Source organism: Sporosarcina sp. FSL K6-2383, from assembly GCF_038618305.1.
Taxonomy (GTDB): domain Bacteria; phylum Bacillota; class Bacilli; order Bacillales_A; family Planococcaceae; genus Sporosarcina.
Genome location: NZ_CP152017.1, coordinates 441,465 through 456,356, shown reverse-complemented (window position 1 = coordinate 456,356; position 14,892 = coordinate 441,465). Strand labels below are relative to the sequence as shown.

The following is a 14,892-nucleotide window of genomic DNA, read 5'->3' as shown; positions in this document are numbered from 1 at the left end:
TTTTTTTGATAGACTAGAAGTTAGAATTGATTGAAACTTAAAGAGCAGGAAAGCGGGTGCAGGCTTTGGGTAGAATTATAGCGATTGCCAATCAAAAAGGAGGCGTCGGAAAAACAACAACATCCGTAAATTTAAGTGCTTGTCTTGCACATATAGGGAAGAAAGTTCTTTTAATTGATACTGATCCACAAGGCAATGCGACAAGTGGGGTAGGTGTAAATAAAGGGGAAGTTCAAAAATGTATTTATGACATTTTAATTGATGATGTTGCTATTAAAGAAGTTATCCGTTCAACAAAAGTGGATAATCTTGATATTATACCGGCTACTATTTCATTAGCTGGTGCAGAAATTGAATTGGTGTCAACGATTTCAAGAGAAGTGCGGATGAAGCATGCAATTCAGGAAGCAAAGGAATTGTATGATTATATCATCATTGATTGTCCTCCATCGCTTGGATTATTGACAATAAATGCGTTAACGGCGTCGGATTCAATTATTATTCCAGTCCAATGTGAATACTATGCATTGGAAGGCTTGAGTCAGCTGTTAAGCACCATTCGCCTTGTTCAAAAGCATTTAAATGAAAGTTTAATGATTGATGGTGTACTGCTAACGATGTTTGACGCACGAACAAATTTAGGTATACAGGTAATAGATGAAGTGAAAAAGTATTTTCAAGATAAAGTGTACAAAACAATCATTCCACGAAATGTACGATTAAGTGAGGCACCGAGTCATGGAGAACCGATTATTACTTATGATCCAAGATCTCGAGGAGCGGAAGTATATTTAGAGCTGGCAAAGGAAGTGGTACACAATGGCTAAAGGCCTTGGCAAAGGTTTGAATGCTTTATTCCCCGGAGAGTCGCTGGAGAAGGCTGAGTCTGTTGAACATATTCATGTGAAAAGTATAAAAGCAAATCCGTACCAGCCGAGGAAAGTATTTGATGCAAACGCAATCCAAGAATTAAGTGCATCAATTAAAGAACACGGCATATTGCAACCAATCATTTTGAGGAGAACGGGTACGGCGTATGAAATTGTTGTAGGAGAGAGACGTTTTCGGGCAGCCCAAATGGCTGGACTTCAAGAAGTACCTGCGGTTGTTCGCATATTAACAGATGAAGAAACAATGGAGTGGGCAATACTTGAAAACTTACAAAGGGAAGATTTGACACCTATTGAAGAAGCGGAAGCCTATCATAGCCTAATGGATAACCTGAGTCTTACACAAGAACAACTCGCTTTTAGATTAGGTAAAAGCAGACCACATATTGCAAACCATGTTCGTTTGCTTTCTTTGCCTGAGAAAATCAGGAATTATATTTCTGAAAGTAAATTATCAATGGGACATGGTCGAACATTGCTTGGACTTCGAAAAAAAGAACAAATTCTTTTAGTAGCAGAACAAGTATTGAAAGAAAGCCTTAATGTTCGACAGCTTGAAAAACTTGTCCAAAAAATGAATGATGATGTTCCACGTGAAACAAAAAAGGAGAAAAAACAAGATTTATTTTTAGCTGAACGTGAATCAAACTTACGTGAATACTTTGGTACAAATGTAACGATTAAGAAGTCTAAAAATAAGGGGAAAATAGAAATTGAATTTTTCTCTGAAGATGATCTTGAGCGTATACTTGAATTATTGAATGAGTAATTGAATCAATTTCATAATAAAACTATTAAATATGTAGCACGAAAAGGTTGATTTCCTCTTCAGGCGGACGCTTTCCGCGGGCACGGCTTCAGCCGCTTCCCTCGCTTTGCTCAATCCAGGGTCTTCAGCTCACGCTGTTCCCGCAGGAGTCGCCACCTTCCGCTACAATCAACGAGAGTATTCCGATATATTAACGAACAATGAACTGGAAAAATTAGATTGTTCGTCTTTACTTGTTGTGGAATAAGTAATAATGAAATTGACGTAAATACATACCTATTTTGCGAAGTATGCAAAATAGGTATTATTTTTACTATTACTGAAAGCATATCGAATGGAAGTGGATGTATGGTTTTATTTGGAACAATTATTAATGCTCTTTTAATAATTATTGGAGCATTTATCGGTAGGTTTTTACATAACATACCGGAACGGATGAAAGAGACGGTCATGTATGGAATTGGGTTAGCAGTTGCAGTGATTGGGATACAAATGACGTTTGAAAGTACACAGATTTTGATTGTGATTATTAGTATTGTCTTCGGAGCAGTTGTTGGCGAATGGATGGATCTTGACGCGAAAATAAACCAGCTTGGGCAGTGGATGGAAAGTAAAATGCCGAAAAATAAAAAGGGGCCTGGTATTGCACAGGGGTTTGTCACTGCGACACTTATTTTTGTAGTTGGTTCAATGGCAATTATTGGCGCAATAGATAGTGGGCTAAGAAATGATCATGATGTACTCCTTATGAAAGGAATTATTGATGGTTTTACGTCTATTATTTTGAGCTCGACGCTTGGAATAGGTGTTGCTTTTGCTGCTGTTCCCGTGTTTTTGTATCAAGGAATTATCACATTATTTTCGACACAAATAAGCCGTTTTGTGCCGGATGAATTACTTAGTTTCTTTATTTCAGAAATGACGGCGACAGGTGGACTAATGATTTTAGCTATAGGATTGAATTTAATAGGCTTAACTAAAATAAGAGTTGCCAATCTTATTCCAGGTATTATTGTAGTCGGAATTGTAGTGACGATTGTACATACGTTCCTATGATTTATGACGATTATAAGCGAGTTGTAAGGCTCTAGCGATGATACGGCTCATTTCGAACGGAAGATGGAGTCGCGTACTTTGTAAGACGGCATGCTCCATGAAGCCAGCAATATTCACGACACCTTTAACTGATAGATCGCCGACGGGGGGCAGTTCTTTACCGACAGCCTTGCCTGGATGGATAGGGCCGCTATGGAGAAGTAATTGCCCGATGGAGCTACCTTGTCCAAGGCAAGCATCAATGGCAACGATGAAAGCGGAAGGGTTATCCAACTGTGTTTGTTGAATATGGTGTTGGAGATTAAGAGCGTGTAGCGGGTTTTCTAGAGTACCAATGACTGAGAAAGGAAATATGGGTGATTCAGAAAGAATAGAACCTGTTAGTGGGCCTAATGCATCTCCTGTGGAGCGATCTGTTCCGATACAGAAAAAAATGATTTCATGTGTATCAAACGGGATATGTTGTAGGAATAATGAGCTTAGTTTCCATATTGCATTATTTTCCTTATAGTGGATTCTGAAATCATTTGTTGAAGAAAGAGTAGCTCGCATGAAAAAACTCCATTTCTTTTTTTATAAGCTAGTCTACGCTTGAGGACGCTTAATTATACGGAGGGAGGGGATTTTTGAATTGGAACAAGTTTTAGAAACCGTGAGGAAGTTTTTATTTAACGAAAAGACATGGGTTGATCTTGGTGGGATTTCTATGAAGATACTATTTATCGTTATTTTTTCTGCAGTCATTATTAAAATAGGAAAAATGATTATTCATCGTATTTTTCAAGTGAAATTTAAAAGTCCTATCCGTCGTTCGGAAAAACGGGAGAAGACGCTACTCAAGCTATTGGAAAACACGTTATCTTATGTTGTTTATTTCTCGGCAATTCTTGCGATTTTAGAAGAATTTCAAATTGACGTAAAAGGATTACTTGCCGGAGCTGGTGTGCTTGGCTTAGCGGTAGGATTCGGTGCACAAAGTCTTGTGAAAGATGTGATTACTGGATTTTTCATCATATTTGAAAATCAGTTTTCAGTTGGTGATTATGTGAAAATAGGTGTGGCAGAAGGTATTGTAGAGGAAATTGGGTTACGTACAACTAAAATAAAAAGCTTCACTGGAGAAGTTCATATACTACCGAATGGAACGATTAGCCAAGTGGTCAATTATTCGATGAAAAACTCGCTCGCTATTGTTGATGTAACGATTCCTTTTGATATCGGTGTGGACAAAGCCGAAAGTTTAATAGGACAATACTTAGTAGGATTACCGAAGGAGAACAATGATTTTATTCAGACACCAAAACTGTTGGGAGCACATGATTTTAAGGATACCGAAGTGATTGTACGTATTATTGCGGAAACAAAACCAATGCGGCATTATGATTGTGCAAGGGCGATTAGTATTGGATTGAAGAATTATCTCGAACAGCAAGGCATTGAAATTCCTTATCCAACATTGGTGACGAAATCATTTGCGAATCTGTAGAGAGAAAGGGCGGGTGCTTGTTATGGAACGTAAGGAGTATGGTTTGAACGATGTTGTGGAAATGAAGAAGCAACATCCATGTGGAACGAACGCATGGAAGATTATTAGGATGGGTGCAGATATTCGCATTAAATGTGAGGGCTGCGGGCACAGTGTCATGATTCCACGCAATGAATTTTCAAAAAAGATGAAAAAAGTTTTGATAAAGGCAGAATTATAACGAGCACTTATCCGCGCCTTAATGGACAACTGAGACTACTGTCCTTATAATGGAAGAGTTGCATATAGAATGAATGAATGGACATATAACATACAAAGGAAAGGTTGTGGGATGAATGGCATTAACAGCTGGAATTGTCGGTCTTCCGAACGTAGGGAAGTCGACGCTATTCAATGCGATTACAAAGGCAGGAGCGGAGGCGGCGAACTATCCGTTCTGTACGATAGATCCAAACGTGGGCATCGTTGAAGTACCCGATGAAAGACTTAATAAATTAACGGAGCTCGTGACACCGAAAAAAACAGTACCGACTGCATTTGAATTCACAGATATTGCCGGGATTGTTGAAGGAGCAAGTAAAGGCGAAGGGTTAGGGAATAAATTCCTTATGCACATTCGCGAAGTCGATGCCATTTGCCAAGTTGTCCGTTGTTTCGTCGACGAAAATATCACACATGTATCGGGGAAAGTTGATCCAATCGATGACATTGAAATCATCAATCTTGAACTGATTTTGGCCGATATGGAGGCTATTGAAAAGCGGTTGGCTCGCGTTTCTAAAATGGTGAAACAAAAAGAGAAAGTTGCGATGGCAGAAGAACCAATTTTGCTGAAACTAAAAGAAGCGTTTGAAAATGAAAAGCCTGCTCGCTCGGTTGATTTCACAGATGAGGAGTTTGTCCTTGCAAAAGGGATGAACCTGCTGACGATTAAACCGATGCTCTATGTCGCCAATGTTTCTGAAGATGAAATTGCAGATGCAGACAATAACGAATACGTAAACAAGGTTCGCGACTTTGCGGCAAAAGACAATGCGCAAGTTATCGTTGTTTGTGCAAAAATCGAAGAAGAAATGGCTGAACTTGAAGAAGAGGAAAAAGAAATGTTCCTCGAAGAACTTGGCATTAAGGAATCAGGTCTTGATCAACTAATTAAGGCATCATATGACCTGCTGGGCTTTGCGACGTATTTCACAGCAGGTGTACAAGAAGTACGTGCATGGACATTCCGTAAAGGGATGAAAGCACCACAATGTGCGGGTATCATCCATACGGACTTTGAACGCGGCTTCATCAGGGCTGAAACGGTTGCTTATGACGATCTTGTTGCAACAGGTTCAATGGTTGCTGCAAAAGAGGCTGGAAAAGTTCGTCTTGAAGGAAAAGAATACATCGTTAAAGATGGCGATGTTATGCTATTCCGCTTTAACGTTTAAGTTGATTCAGCATAATTGATTAACTATGACAAAAGCCACACTGGATAACCAATCCTAGTGTGGCTTTTGTGTCTACTTATTGATCCAATGTATCAGCTGCATAGACATAGAGTTGCGGGAGTTCGGGATCGTCTTTTACTAGCCAATCATTAGGTAGCTTGCGTAACTCTTTATACATTGCAAAATCACCGGCAGCTCCGCCGATTAACAGAGCAGCTAAATTAAGAAGTAGCCCGTTTCCGATAGCTAGCCCGAGAATGGCTGGGATGACACCAGTAGTCCAGAAGGGGAGTAGGAGTGCTTTTTGGATTGCGCGATTGGTCATCAGTTTATCAGTTGTCGCATAGGCAACACCTAACTTTAAATTGAAGCCGATAATCATACTTTTCCATGGTACGCCACCGAATAGACGAAATCCAAGTAGATGGAATAATTCATGTAAGACAATAAGAATGATATAACCGACGATAAGTAGGGCGGCGGAACCTAATGTAACGGTAATCGAAATTTCCTGCTCAATCGCAATATGCAAAGCCCATAATCCAACAAAGGATGCAGCGGTAATGAGTAAACTACGCTTGGCAACTTTAGGTAAATCAATGGTAATTACTTTATCGGGTTCAGGAACTTCATTCAATAAAATCACCTCTTCTATAAAGTATACAAGAAAATACTTGAAATACTAATGAAGTCATGCTAATATATACTGATGTGAGTAATAATATTACTTACTCCTTGCCCGCTGCAATCAGCAGGGCCAATGTCCATAAGGAGGTGACTGAAGATGAGAAAGTACGAAATCATGTATATCATCCGCCCAACGGTAGAAGATGAAGCGAAAAAAGCGTTGATCGAACGTTTTGACGGTATTCTAACTTCTAATGGTGCGGAAATCATCGAGTCGAAAGAGTGGGGCAAGCGCCGTCTTGCATACGAAATCGACGATTTGCGTGAAGGTTTCTATCAGCTTGTAAAAGCAAACGCTGATACTTTAGCAATCGATGAATTTACACGTCTTGCAAACATCAACGAAGATATCCTTCGTCATATGACTGTGCGCATCGACGGCTAATCTATATATATCCGTTACAGGTGAAACTTACAAAATGATGAGGGAGGTTGAATTCTGATGATTAACCGTGTCGTTTTAGTTGGCCGACTGACGAAAGACCCTGAACTCAAGTATACACAAACTGGTATAGCGGTTACACGTTTTACTCTTGCGGTGAACAGAACATTCTCAAGCCAATCGGGTGAACGTGAAGCTGATTTTATCAACTGTGTAACTTGGAGAAAGCAGGCGGAGAACACAGCGAACTTTTTAAGGAAAGGCAGCCTAGCCGGAATTGAAGGTCGTATTCAGACAAGCAGTTTTGATGGTCAGGATGGAAAACGTGTCTTCATGACAGAAGTTGTGGCAGATAGCGTCCAGTTCCTAGAGCCTCGCAATGCATCCACTGCCGATAGGTCCGGAGCTGGTTATGGAGCACCAAACCAAAACCAAGGCGCTCAGCAGAACGAGCAACCGTACTATCAGAATCAGCAGCCGACTCAACAATATCAACAACAACCAAATCAGCAAAACTATACACGTACTGATAACGATCCGTTCTCGACAGGCGGAGGTCCGATCGAAGTATCGGACGACGACCTGCCATTCTAAGATCGACTGTGCATAGTTACCAAACGAGGCTTCCGATAAACAACGCAATGCGCCGCTTATCGAAAGCCAAAAACAGGGGTTTAGAGAAGCAAGCAGTGCTAGGCAGCAAGTGAGTGAAGACCGGAGCGTGCTAAGGCACGTGAGGATCTGAGCGAGCGAAGCTAACAACGCAATGCGCCGCTTATCGAAAGCCAAAAACAGGGGTTTGGAGAAGCAAGCAGTGCTAGGCAGCAAGTAAGTGAAGACCGGAGCGTGCTAAGGCACGTGAGGATCTGAGCGAGCGAAGCTAACAACGCAATGCGCCGCTTATCGAAAGCCGGAGAAGGAGGGAAAGCATATGGCACCACGTCGTGGAGGTAAAAGACGCCGTAAGGTATGTTATTTTACATCAAACAATATTACACACATCGACTATAAAGATACTGATCTGCTTAAGAAATTCGTTTCTGAGCGTGGGAAAATCTTGCCTCGTCGTGTAACAGGTACAAGCGCGAAGTATCAGCGTAAACTGACACTTGCAATCAAACGCTCACGTATCATGGCACTTCTTCCATTCAGTTCGGAAGAAAGATAATTTCATTCATATAGACCGCCTTGTCAGACCGGAACACCGGTACCAGGGCGGTCTTTTTATTAAAATACGAAAAGTACATATGTTCCGTTTTGGTTTAAATCGAATAATCATGATACAATTAAACGGACTATCTAATGATAGGAATTAGGAGAAAATAGGTAGATCAAACAAGTCGTCCAACGAAAGACCGGAGGAATCTATATTATGCAAGACAACGCTAGAAAAGTTACTTATGGAGCTATGATGATTGCGCTATTTGCAGTCCTGCTTGCGGTTTCACTTTATGCGCCTATTCTTGGGAATGTTACAATGTTTTTTATCCCTTTGCCGATTATTTTGTACAGACTGCGTTATGATCGTGCATCATCACTTCTCGTCACTACGACAGGTATTATGTTATCGCTGCTCGTCGGAGGAATTGTACTTGTCCCATTTGCCTTTATCCACGGATTACTTGGCTTTGTTGTAGGGGACACAGTCCAAACGAATAAGACTAAATTGTATACACTGATGGCAACAGGGCTCACTTTGCTCGTAACAGGTATTTTGATGTACGCAGCAGCTGTACTTGTTTTTGGCTTTAACGCCATTGATGAATTATTTAAAATGATAGATGAAGCACGTGAACAGGTTACGTCATTTATGGGGACACTTGGTGGACTTCCTGATAATTATGATAAGTTGATGGATACACAAATCGAATTTTATCAAACAGCTATTCCATCTTTATTCATCATCACTATTTTTGTTCTGTCGTTCATCTATATTACTTTGAACCTTGAAGTTGCGAGTCGATTGGGCAATAAAGTTCAAAAGTTTCCACCTTTCCGAGAAATGAAATTGCCAGTGATGACGGTAATTGTCTATGGAATTGTCCTCCTGCTGTCACTCTTTGTACCAGCAGAGCCGGGAACAAACTATTACCTGATTACCATCAATGCAACGATGATTTTAAGATTTCTATTTTTATTACAAGGAATATCATTTGTCCATTACTTTATTTACGAAATGAAGGTACCGAAAGTGATGTCAGTCGTTGCAACTATTTTTGCATTACTATTGAGTCCCATTACGACGATGCTCGGGATTTTGGATGCAGGAATGAATATACGTGCCTGGATAAGGAAAGACAAGCTGAAATAAGGGGATGGTGCAATGACGTCATTTTTTAGAAAAAGGGCAATCCGTTATCCGTTGACGGCTTTGTCGGTCCTAGGTGTAATGGCAACGGTAGTTCTTCTCCTGTTTCAGTTTTGGTTAGGACTTCTTTTTGCTATCCTATTTGGGATAGCTGCTGGAGTGGCATGGAAGATAGAGCGACAAACATATGTTGAAACGGAAAAACATATCGAGACATTGTCGTATAGGATGAAGAAAGTCGGGGAGGAAGCACTCCTTGAATTACCGATTGGTATTCTCCTGATCAATGAAAAAAATGTAATTGAGTGGGCAAATCCTTATATCATCGAGATATTTGAAACTGAATCTCCTATTGGAAAAGAACTCCTTGATTTATCTAAACAGTTTAATGCCATTGTGAAGAGTGATAGTCCAGAACACTCCGTCTTAACGGTTGGAACACGGTCATATAATGTCTTTTACAAAGTAGAAGAGCGTCTCATCTATTTGTTTGATATTACTGGACAATTAGAGATGGAATCCCTTTACTATGCAGATCGTACAGTGCTCGCCAATATTCTTGTCGACAATTATGACGAACTCGCACAGACAATGGATGACCAGACGAGAAGTCAGCTCAATTCACTAGTAACATCACTCGTTAATAGGTGGGGAACTGAAAATGGTATTTTTGTAAAACGAATATCTTCAGATCGCTTTCTTGCTGTTTTCAATGAAGAAATATTGGACACTCTTGAAAAAACAAAGTTCTCAATCTTAGATAGTATTCGCGAAGCAACTGCCAAACAAAGTATTGCACTAACACTAAGTATCGGCGTTGGGATGGGGTCTACATCACTGATTGAACTAGGGGAGCTTGCGCAATCAAGTTTAGATCTTGTTCTTGGACGTGGTGGTGACCAAGTAGCCATTAAGCGAACGGATGGTAAGTTAAAATTTTATGGTGGTAAAACGAATCCGGTTGAAAAAAGGACGCGCGTGCGGGCGAGAGTTATTTCTCATGCATTACGTGACCTTATTCAAGGCAGTGATAAGGTATTTATCATGGGTCATAAAATGCCGGATATGGATGCGATTGGCGCAGCTATTGGTGTTCGAAAAATGGCCCGTATGAATAATATTGAAGGCTTTATCATCGTTAATTTCAACGAGTTAGATGGTAGCGTAACACGACTGATGGATGAAATTGAAAGTGAAACAGATCTTTTTAACCAATTCATTACTCCAGAAGATGCACTTGCGATGCTTACAGAGAAGTCGCTCGTCATTATCGTGGATACACACAAACCGAGTATGGTCATTGATGAACGGATTCTAGATAAGGCGGAAAAGGTTGTTGTGATTGACCATCATAGACGCGGAGAGGAATTCATCAATAATACAATGCTGGTTTATATGGAACCTTATGCGTCCTCGACTGCAGAGCTTATTACAGAGCTGATTGAATACCAGCCGAAGCAGGAAAAACTGACAATGCTAGAATCGACAGCGTTACTTGCGGGGATTATCGTTGATACGAAAAGTTTCACGCTACGCACAGGGGCACGAACATTTGAGGCGGCATCCTATTTACGGACATATGGCGCGGATACAATTCTTGTTCAAAACCTGTTAAAAGAGGATGTTAATACCTATTTGGAACGGGCAAAATTAATTGAAACTGTTGAGTTGTTGGACAATGGGATTGCGATTGCGAAAGGGCAAGAGCAAGTAGACTATGGAACAGTTTTGATTGCACAGACGGCCGATATTTTACTAACGATGCAAGGGATTATAGCATCATTTGTCATTGCAAGGCGCGCAGATGGTAAAATAGGAATTAGTGCACGGTCACTGGGTGACTGGAATGTCCAGCTAATCATGGAGGAGCTTGGAGGCGGTGGTCATTTGACGAATGCCGCTTGCCAGTTAGAGGTTGAATCAGTCGGAGAGGCTGAGGAGATGTTGAAATCTATCATACAGATGAAAATGGAGAGGGGAAATTCGGAATGAAAGTAATCTTTTTGAAAGATGTTAAAGGGAAAGGCAAAAAAGGTGAAGTGAAGGAAGTATCTGTAGGATACGCACAAAACTTTTTATTGAAAAATAATATGGCAATTGAAGCAACGCCGGGCAATCTAAGTAAATTGGAAGGCCAGCAAAAACGAGTGGAAAAAGATGCGGCTGAAGAGTTAGCGGAAGCAAAAGTGCTGAAAGAACAGCTGGAAAAGATTACTGTTGAAATGAAGGCCAAGTCTGGTGAAGGTGGTCGACTATTCGGTTCGATTACAACAAAACAAATTGCAGATGCGCTACAAAAAAGTCAAGGCATTAAAGTGGATCGACGTAAAATGGAGCTACCAGACGCAATACGCGCACTCGGTTTCACAAATGTTCCGATTCGCATTCACTTAGATGTTACTGCAACGCTTAAAGTACATGTAACAGAAGAATGATAAAAAGGGAGATGGCAAGATGGACCAGATGATCGATCGCATCCCACCCCATAATAATGAAGCGGAGCAATCGGTCATTGGAGCAATTTTCCTTGAACCGCAGGCGCTCATTACAGCGGCGGAGCTTCTAATACCAGAAGATTTCTACCGGCTGGCACATACGAAAATCTTTGATACGATGATTAAGCTAAGTGATAAAGGTCAAGCGATTGACGTTGTCACAGTGACAGAAGAACTTTCTGCTAAAAAAGAGTTGGAAGATGTTGGTGGGATTTCGTATTTGACAGAAATCGCTAACTCGGTGCCAACAGCAGCAAATATCGTGCATTATGCTCGCATCGTAGAGGAGAAAGCACTGTTACGTCGCCTCATACGAGTCGCAACGTCAATTGTTGAAGACGGCTATGCACGTGAAGATGAAGTAGAAGCTCTTCTATCTGAAGCAGAAAAAAAGATGATGGAAGTATCGAACCGTAAAAATGCGGGTGATTTCCGTCATATTAAAGATGTCCTTGTAGAAACCTATGACAGTATCGAACTTCTTCATACGCAAAAAGGGGACGTGACAGGAATTCCGACAGGCTTCCGAGATTTAGACAAAATTACGGCCGGTTTTCAGCGCAATGATTTAATCATTGTGGCGGCACGTCCTTCTGTTGGGAAGACGGCATTTGCATTGAACGTAGCTCAAAACGTTGCCACGAAAACAGACGAGAATGTTGCCATCTTCAGTTTGGAGATGGGGGCAGAACAACTTGTGATGCGGATGCTTTGTGCAGAAGGGAATATCGATGCACAAGTACTGCGGACAGGAGCACTTGAAGCTGAGGATTGGCGTAAATTGACGATGGCAATGGGTAGCCTTTCCAATGCAGGTATTTTCATCGATGATACACCTGGGATTCGGGTCAATGAAATTCGGTCAAAATGCCGTCGTTTACAGCAAGAGCATGGCCTCGGTATGATTATGATTGACTACATGCAACTCATCCAAGGGAGCGGCAGCAAACCCGGAGAAAACCGCCAACAGGAAGTATCGGAAATCTCGCGTTCGTTAAAAGGACTTGCAAGGGAATTAAAAGTGCCCGTCATTGCACTATCCCAGCTTTCTCGTGGCGTGGAGCAACGACAGGACAAGCGTCCGATGATGTCAGACTTACGTGAATCAGGAAGTATTGAGCAGGATGCTGATATCGTTTCCTTCTTGTATCGTGAAGACTATTATGATAAAGAAACAGAAAATCAGAATATGATTGAGATTATTATCGCTAAACAACGGAATGGTCCAACAGGCACAGTGACACTGGCATTCGCTAAAGAATATAATAAATTTGTAAATATCGACTGGAGTCAGCATGAATCAGCCGCTGCATATTAAAAAAGACATCTTGTGAACCGATTATAAAATCGGTAAACAGGATGTCTTTTTATTATTTAAGAAGTGTAATAAAGACGGAATAATTAGTATTATGACAAAAAAGAAAGACAAATAGGTCGATAAATGTATAAATGAGGAAGTAATAGACGAATAATATGTTAGAAAATAAAAATATAGGAAAAAAGCTATAAAAATATAGGAAATAATTGGATGCTATTATACAATCACGTTACAATGGGCTATAACACTATAAGTGTGGGAGAGAATATGTTAAATTAGAGGGGCGTGTAAATAATGTAACATAACTATTGACCTATATCGGTCTTCCATCTGAAATACGGAAGGAGTTTCACACATGTTATTTAAGAAAAATAAACAGGACAAAACAGAAACAACATCATCTGTCATTAAACGTCCTTTTAAAGTAGTTCCTACGGTTTTGATAAGCACCTTGATGTTAACAGGATTCGGTATGAATACCAGTTTTGCTAACGCAGGTGAAAATACAGATTTAGCGACGGTTTTTCATATTTATTCGGATGGTGAATATGTAGGCATCTTATCGGATGGCGAAAAGCTCGAACAATTGAAAGAAGAAGAGCTACAAAAGGCGGCCTCCGAATTTGAGAATCTCCCACTCACAATAGGAACAGATTTGTCGGTCATACCGGAACGAGTATTCACGGTTGGGGTAGACGATGACATTGTTCTTGAAAAACTACAAGGTATGCTATCCGTTGAAGCGGAAGCAATCGCGATTACAATCGACGCAGAACCAGCATTCTACGTCAATGATTTAGTTGCCTACGATGAAGTAATTCGTAAACTAAAGTTGCAATCGGTTACGGAGAAGGAGCTTAACGAATTCGAAGCCCGCACAGAGTCTTCTGAGTCTATACCCGCCCTCGAGGCAAATGAAACACGTATTGCAAATCTCTTGATGAGTAGTGATATACAGGCGGAAGCTAGTGAAACAGATCCGAGCGACGTAAGAAGTGTTGAAGAAGCCATCACTTTACTCAATAAAGGGACGCTTGAACAGAAAACGTATAGCGTTAAATCAGGAGATGTTCTTGGGACGATTGCTGCCGCTCATCAGATGACAACGGCCAAATTATTGGAACTGAATCCAAGCTTTACGGTGGATACAGTCCTTCAACTAGAGGATGAGCTCAATGTTACTGTGACCGAGCCTTATGTCGAGGTCGAAGTTCATTACGAAACGAGACAACAAGAAGTTATTCCGCATAAGACGGTAACTCAAGAAGATAATAGCATCTTCAAAGGTGAAAAAAAAGTTACACAAGAAGGTAAAGACGGTGAGAGGGATGTTACAAAGCTCATTCGCAAACGCAATGGTGTGATTGTTGGTAGTTCTGTTGTAGATGAACAAATTATTGTTGAAGCAAAGGATCAAGTAATAGTCATCGGTACAAAGGTAATACCTTCGAGAGGAACAGGTTCGTTTACCTGGCCGACTGTTGGCGGTTATGTCTCTAGCCAGATGGGGACACGTTGGGGAAGAACTCATCAAGGAATAGATATCGCCCGACCATCATCACGTACTATCAAGGCAGCTGATAACGGTGTTGTGACATCGGCAGGATGGCAAGGGGCTTACGGGAATCGAATTGTAATTACGCATAATAATGGCTATGAAACGCTATATGCCCATCTTTCATCAATTGACGTGAGTGTAGGTCAAACTATCCCACAAGGTACAGCAATTGGCGTTATGGGATCTACAGGACGCTCTACAGGTACCCATCTTCATTTTGAAGTCTTTAAGAATGGCGCAAACGTCAACCCTATGAGTGTTTTAAGGTAAATAAGAAGAGTGGGACGGTACACAATGTTGTACCGTCTTTTTTATCTTCATTCAGCAGAAGACTCCCACCTCCCTAGGTGGAGAGATGAATGCTGTTTTGTATCCCTGTTCAGTGGGTATCCAGACTCCCGCTGAATGAAGATAAAGCCTCCGGCGGATGTCACAGATTTTGAATTGAGCAAGCTCAATTCAAAATCTGGACGCAATCACGCCGAGGCGCGATTGATTCTGAATGAA

Annotated in this window: 16 protein-coding genes; 14 read left to right on the top strand and 2 right to left on the bottom strand. The window is 40.9% G+C overall.

Annotation, left to right across the window (positions count from 1 at the left end; translation table 11 throughout):
* Positions 1-65: 65 nt before the first annotated feature.
* From MKZ10_RS02455 to MKZ10_RS02445, 3 genes are all read left to right on the top strand, one after another.
* Positions 66-827, top strand: a complete 762-nt coding sequence (locus MKZ10_RS02455; RefSeq protein ID WP_342507578.1) for an AAA family ATPase — start codon at positions 66-68, stop codon at positions 825-827.
* The gene (locus MKZ10_RS02450; RefSeq protein WP_342507577.1) at positions 820-1,659 is read left to right on the top strand and encodes a ParB/RepB/Spo0J family partition protein; all 840 of its coding nucleotides are present in this window, start codon (positions 820-822) and stop codon (positions 1,657-1,659) included. The genes MKZ10_RS02455 and MKZ10_RS02450 overlap by 8 nt, the downstream gene beginning before the upstream one ends.
* A gap of 348 nt (positions 1,660-2,007) precedes the next feature.
* Entirely contained in the window at positions 2,008-2,715 is a 708-nt protein-coding gene (locus tag MKZ10_RS02445; RefSeq protein ID WP_342507576.1) for a DUF554 domain-containing protein, read from the top strand.
* Here MKZ10_RS02445 and yyaC read toward each other — a convergent pair.
* On the bottom strand, positions 2,710-3,267 hold the full coding sequence (gene yyaC / locus MKZ10_RS02440; protein ID WP_342507574.1) for a spore protease YyaC: 558 nt from the start codon (positions 3,265-3,267) through the stop codon (positions 2,710-2,712). The two genes, MKZ10_RS02445 and yyaC, sit on opposite strands and share 6 nt — an antisense overlap.
* A gap of 79 nt (positions 3,268-3,346) precedes the next feature.
* On the opposite strand from yyaC, the gene MKZ10_RS02435 reads away from it, so the two are divergent.
* From MKZ10_RS02435 to ychF, 3 genes are all read left to right on the top strand, one after another.
* Positions 3,347-4,201, top strand: a complete 855-nt coding sequence (locus MKZ10_RS02435) for a mechanosensitive ion channel family protein (protein ID WP_342507572.1) — start codon at positions 3,347-3,349, stop codon at positions 4,199-4,201.
* 22 nt (positions 4,202-4,223) lie between these two features.
* Complete coding sequence (locus MKZ10_RS02430; protein WP_342507570.1) at positions 4,224-4,421, top strand: DUF951 domain-containing protein; 198 nt, start codon at positions 4,224-4,226, stop codon at positions 4,419-4,421.
* Between the two features lie 115 nt (positions 4,422-4,536).
* Complete coding sequence (gene ychF, locus MKZ10_RS02425) at positions 4,537-5,637, top strand: redox-regulated ATPase YchF (RefSeq protein WP_342507568.1); 1,101 nt, start codon at positions 4,537-4,539, stop codon at positions 5,635-5,637.
* A 76-nt stretch (positions 5,638-5,713) separates the two neighbouring features.
* Here ychF and MKZ10_RS02420 read toward each other — a convergent pair whose 3' ends face one another.
* The gene (locus MKZ10_RS02420) at positions 5,714-6,274 is read right to left on the bottom strand and encodes a DUF3267 domain-containing protein (protein ID WP_342507566.1); all 561 of its coding nucleotides are present in this window, start codon (positions 6,272-6,274) and stop codon (positions 5,714-5,716) included.
* Positions 6,275-6,421: 147 nt separating this feature from the next.
* On the opposite strand from MKZ10_RS02420, the gene rpsF reads away from it, so the two are divergent.
* From rpsF to MKZ10_RS02380, 8 genes are all read left to right on the top strand, one after another.
* A complete protein-coding gene (gene rpsF, locus MKZ10_RS02415; protein ID WP_342507564.1) occupies positions 6,422-6,709 on the top strand; it encodes a 30S ribosomal protein S6 in 288 nt (95 codons plus the stop codon).
* 57 nt (positions 6,710-6,766) lie between these two features.
* Positions 6,767-7,300: a single-stranded DNA-binding protein gene (gene ssb / locus MKZ10_RS02410; RefSeq protein ID WP_342507561.1), complete on the top strand. Its 534-nt coding sequence runs from the start codon at positions 6,767-6,769 to the stop codon at positions 7,298-7,300.
* Between the two features lie 337 nt (positions 7,301-7,637).
* A complete protein-coding gene (gene rpsR, locus MKZ10_RS02405) occupies positions 7,638-7,874 on the top strand; it encodes a 30S ribosomal protein S18 (RefSeq protein WP_340739903.1) in 237 nt (78 codons plus the stop codon).
* A gap of 204 nt (positions 7,875-8,078) precedes the next feature.
* Positions 8,079-9,017 carry a YybS family protein gene (locus MKZ10_RS02400; RefSeq protein WP_342507557.1) on the top strand — a complete coding sequence of 313 codons (939 nt, stop codon included), beginning with the start codon at positions 8,079-8,081 and terminating at the stop codon, positions 9,015-9,017.
* A 12-nt stretch (positions 9,018-9,029) separates the two neighbouring features.
* A complete protein-coding gene (locus MKZ10_RS02395; protein ID WP_342507555.1) occupies positions 9,030-11,006 on the top strand; it encodes a DHH family phosphoesterase in 1,977 nt (658 codons plus the stop codon).
* Entirely contained in the window at positions 11,003-11,449 is a 447-nt protein-coding gene (gene rplI / locus MKZ10_RS02390; RefSeq protein ID WP_342507553.1) for a 50S ribosomal protein L9, read from the top strand. The genes MKZ10_RS02395 and rplI overlap by 4 nt, the downstream gene beginning before the upstream one ends.
* Before the next feature lie 19 nt (positions 11,450-11,468).
* Positions 11,469-12,827: a replicative DNA helicase gene (gene dnaB / locus MKZ10_RS02385; protein WP_342507551.1), complete on the top strand. Its 1,359-nt coding sequence runs from the start codon at positions 11,469-11,471 to the stop codon at positions 12,825-12,827.
* Between the two features lie 355 nt (positions 12,828-13,182).
* The gene (locus MKZ10_RS02380) at positions 13,183-14,655 is read left to right on the top strand and encodes a peptidoglycan DD-metalloendopeptidase family protein (protein WP_342507550.1); all 1,473 of its coding nucleotides are present in this window, start codon (positions 13,183-13,185) and stop codon (positions 14,653-14,655) included.
* Positions 14,656-14,892 lie beyond the last annotated feature (237 nt).

What these genes read in the sequence shown, in the direction of transcription:
- MKZ10_RS02450 (WP_342507577.1), top strand. Translation starts at nt 820, where the DNA reads ATGGCTAAAGGCCTTGGCAAAGGTTTGAATGCTTTATTCCCCGGAGAG.
- MKZ10_RS02445 (WP_342507576.1), top strand. Translation starts at nt 2,008, where the DNA reads ATGGTTTTATTTGGAACAATTATTAATGCTCTTTTAATAATTATTGGA.
- yyaC (WP_342507574.1), bottom strand. Translation starts at nt 3,267, where the DNA reads ATGCGAGCTACTCTTTCTTCAACAAATGATTTCAGAATCCACTATAAG.
- MKZ10_RS02430 (WP_342507570.1), top strand. Translation starts at nt 4,224, where the DNA reads ATGGAACGTAAGGAGTATGGTTTGAACGATGTTGTGGAAATGAAGAAG.
- ychF (WP_342507568.1), top strand. Translation starts at nt 4,537, where the DNA reads ATGGCATTAACAGCTGGAATTGTCGGTCTTCCGAACGTAGGGAAGTCG.
- rpsF (WP_342507564.1), top strand. Translation starts at nt 6,422, where the DNA reads ATGAGAAAGTACGAAATCATGTATATCATCCGCCCAACGGTAGAAGAT.
- ssb (WP_342507561.1), top strand. Translation starts at nt 6,767, where the DNA reads ATGATTAACCGTGTCGTTTTAGTTGGCCGACTGACGAAAGACCCTGAA.
- rpsR (WP_340739903.1), top strand. Translation starts at nt 7,638, where the DNA reads ATGGCACCACGTCGTGGAGGTAAAAGACGCCGTAAGGTATGTTATTTT.
- MKZ10_RS02400 (WP_342507557.1), top strand. Translation starts at nt 8,079, where the DNA reads ATGCAAGACAACGCTAGAAAAGTTACTTATGGAGCTATGATGATTGCG.
- MKZ10_RS02395 (WP_342507555.1), top strand. Translation starts at nt 9,030, where the DNA reads ATGACGTCATTTTTTAGAAAAAGGGCAATCCGTTATCCGTTGACGGCT.
- rplI (WP_342507553.1), top strand. Translation starts at nt 11,003, where the DNA reads ATGAAAGTAATCTTTTTGAAAGATGTTAAAGGGAAAGGCAAAAAAGGT.
- dnaB (WP_342507551.1), top strand. Translation starts at nt 11,469, where the DNA reads ATGGACCAGATGATCGATCGCATCCCACCCCATAATAATGAAGCGGAG.
- MKZ10_RS02380 (WP_342507550.1), top strand. Translation starts at nt 13,183, where the DNA reads ATGTTATTTAAGAAAAATAAACAGGACAAAACAGAAACAACATCATCT.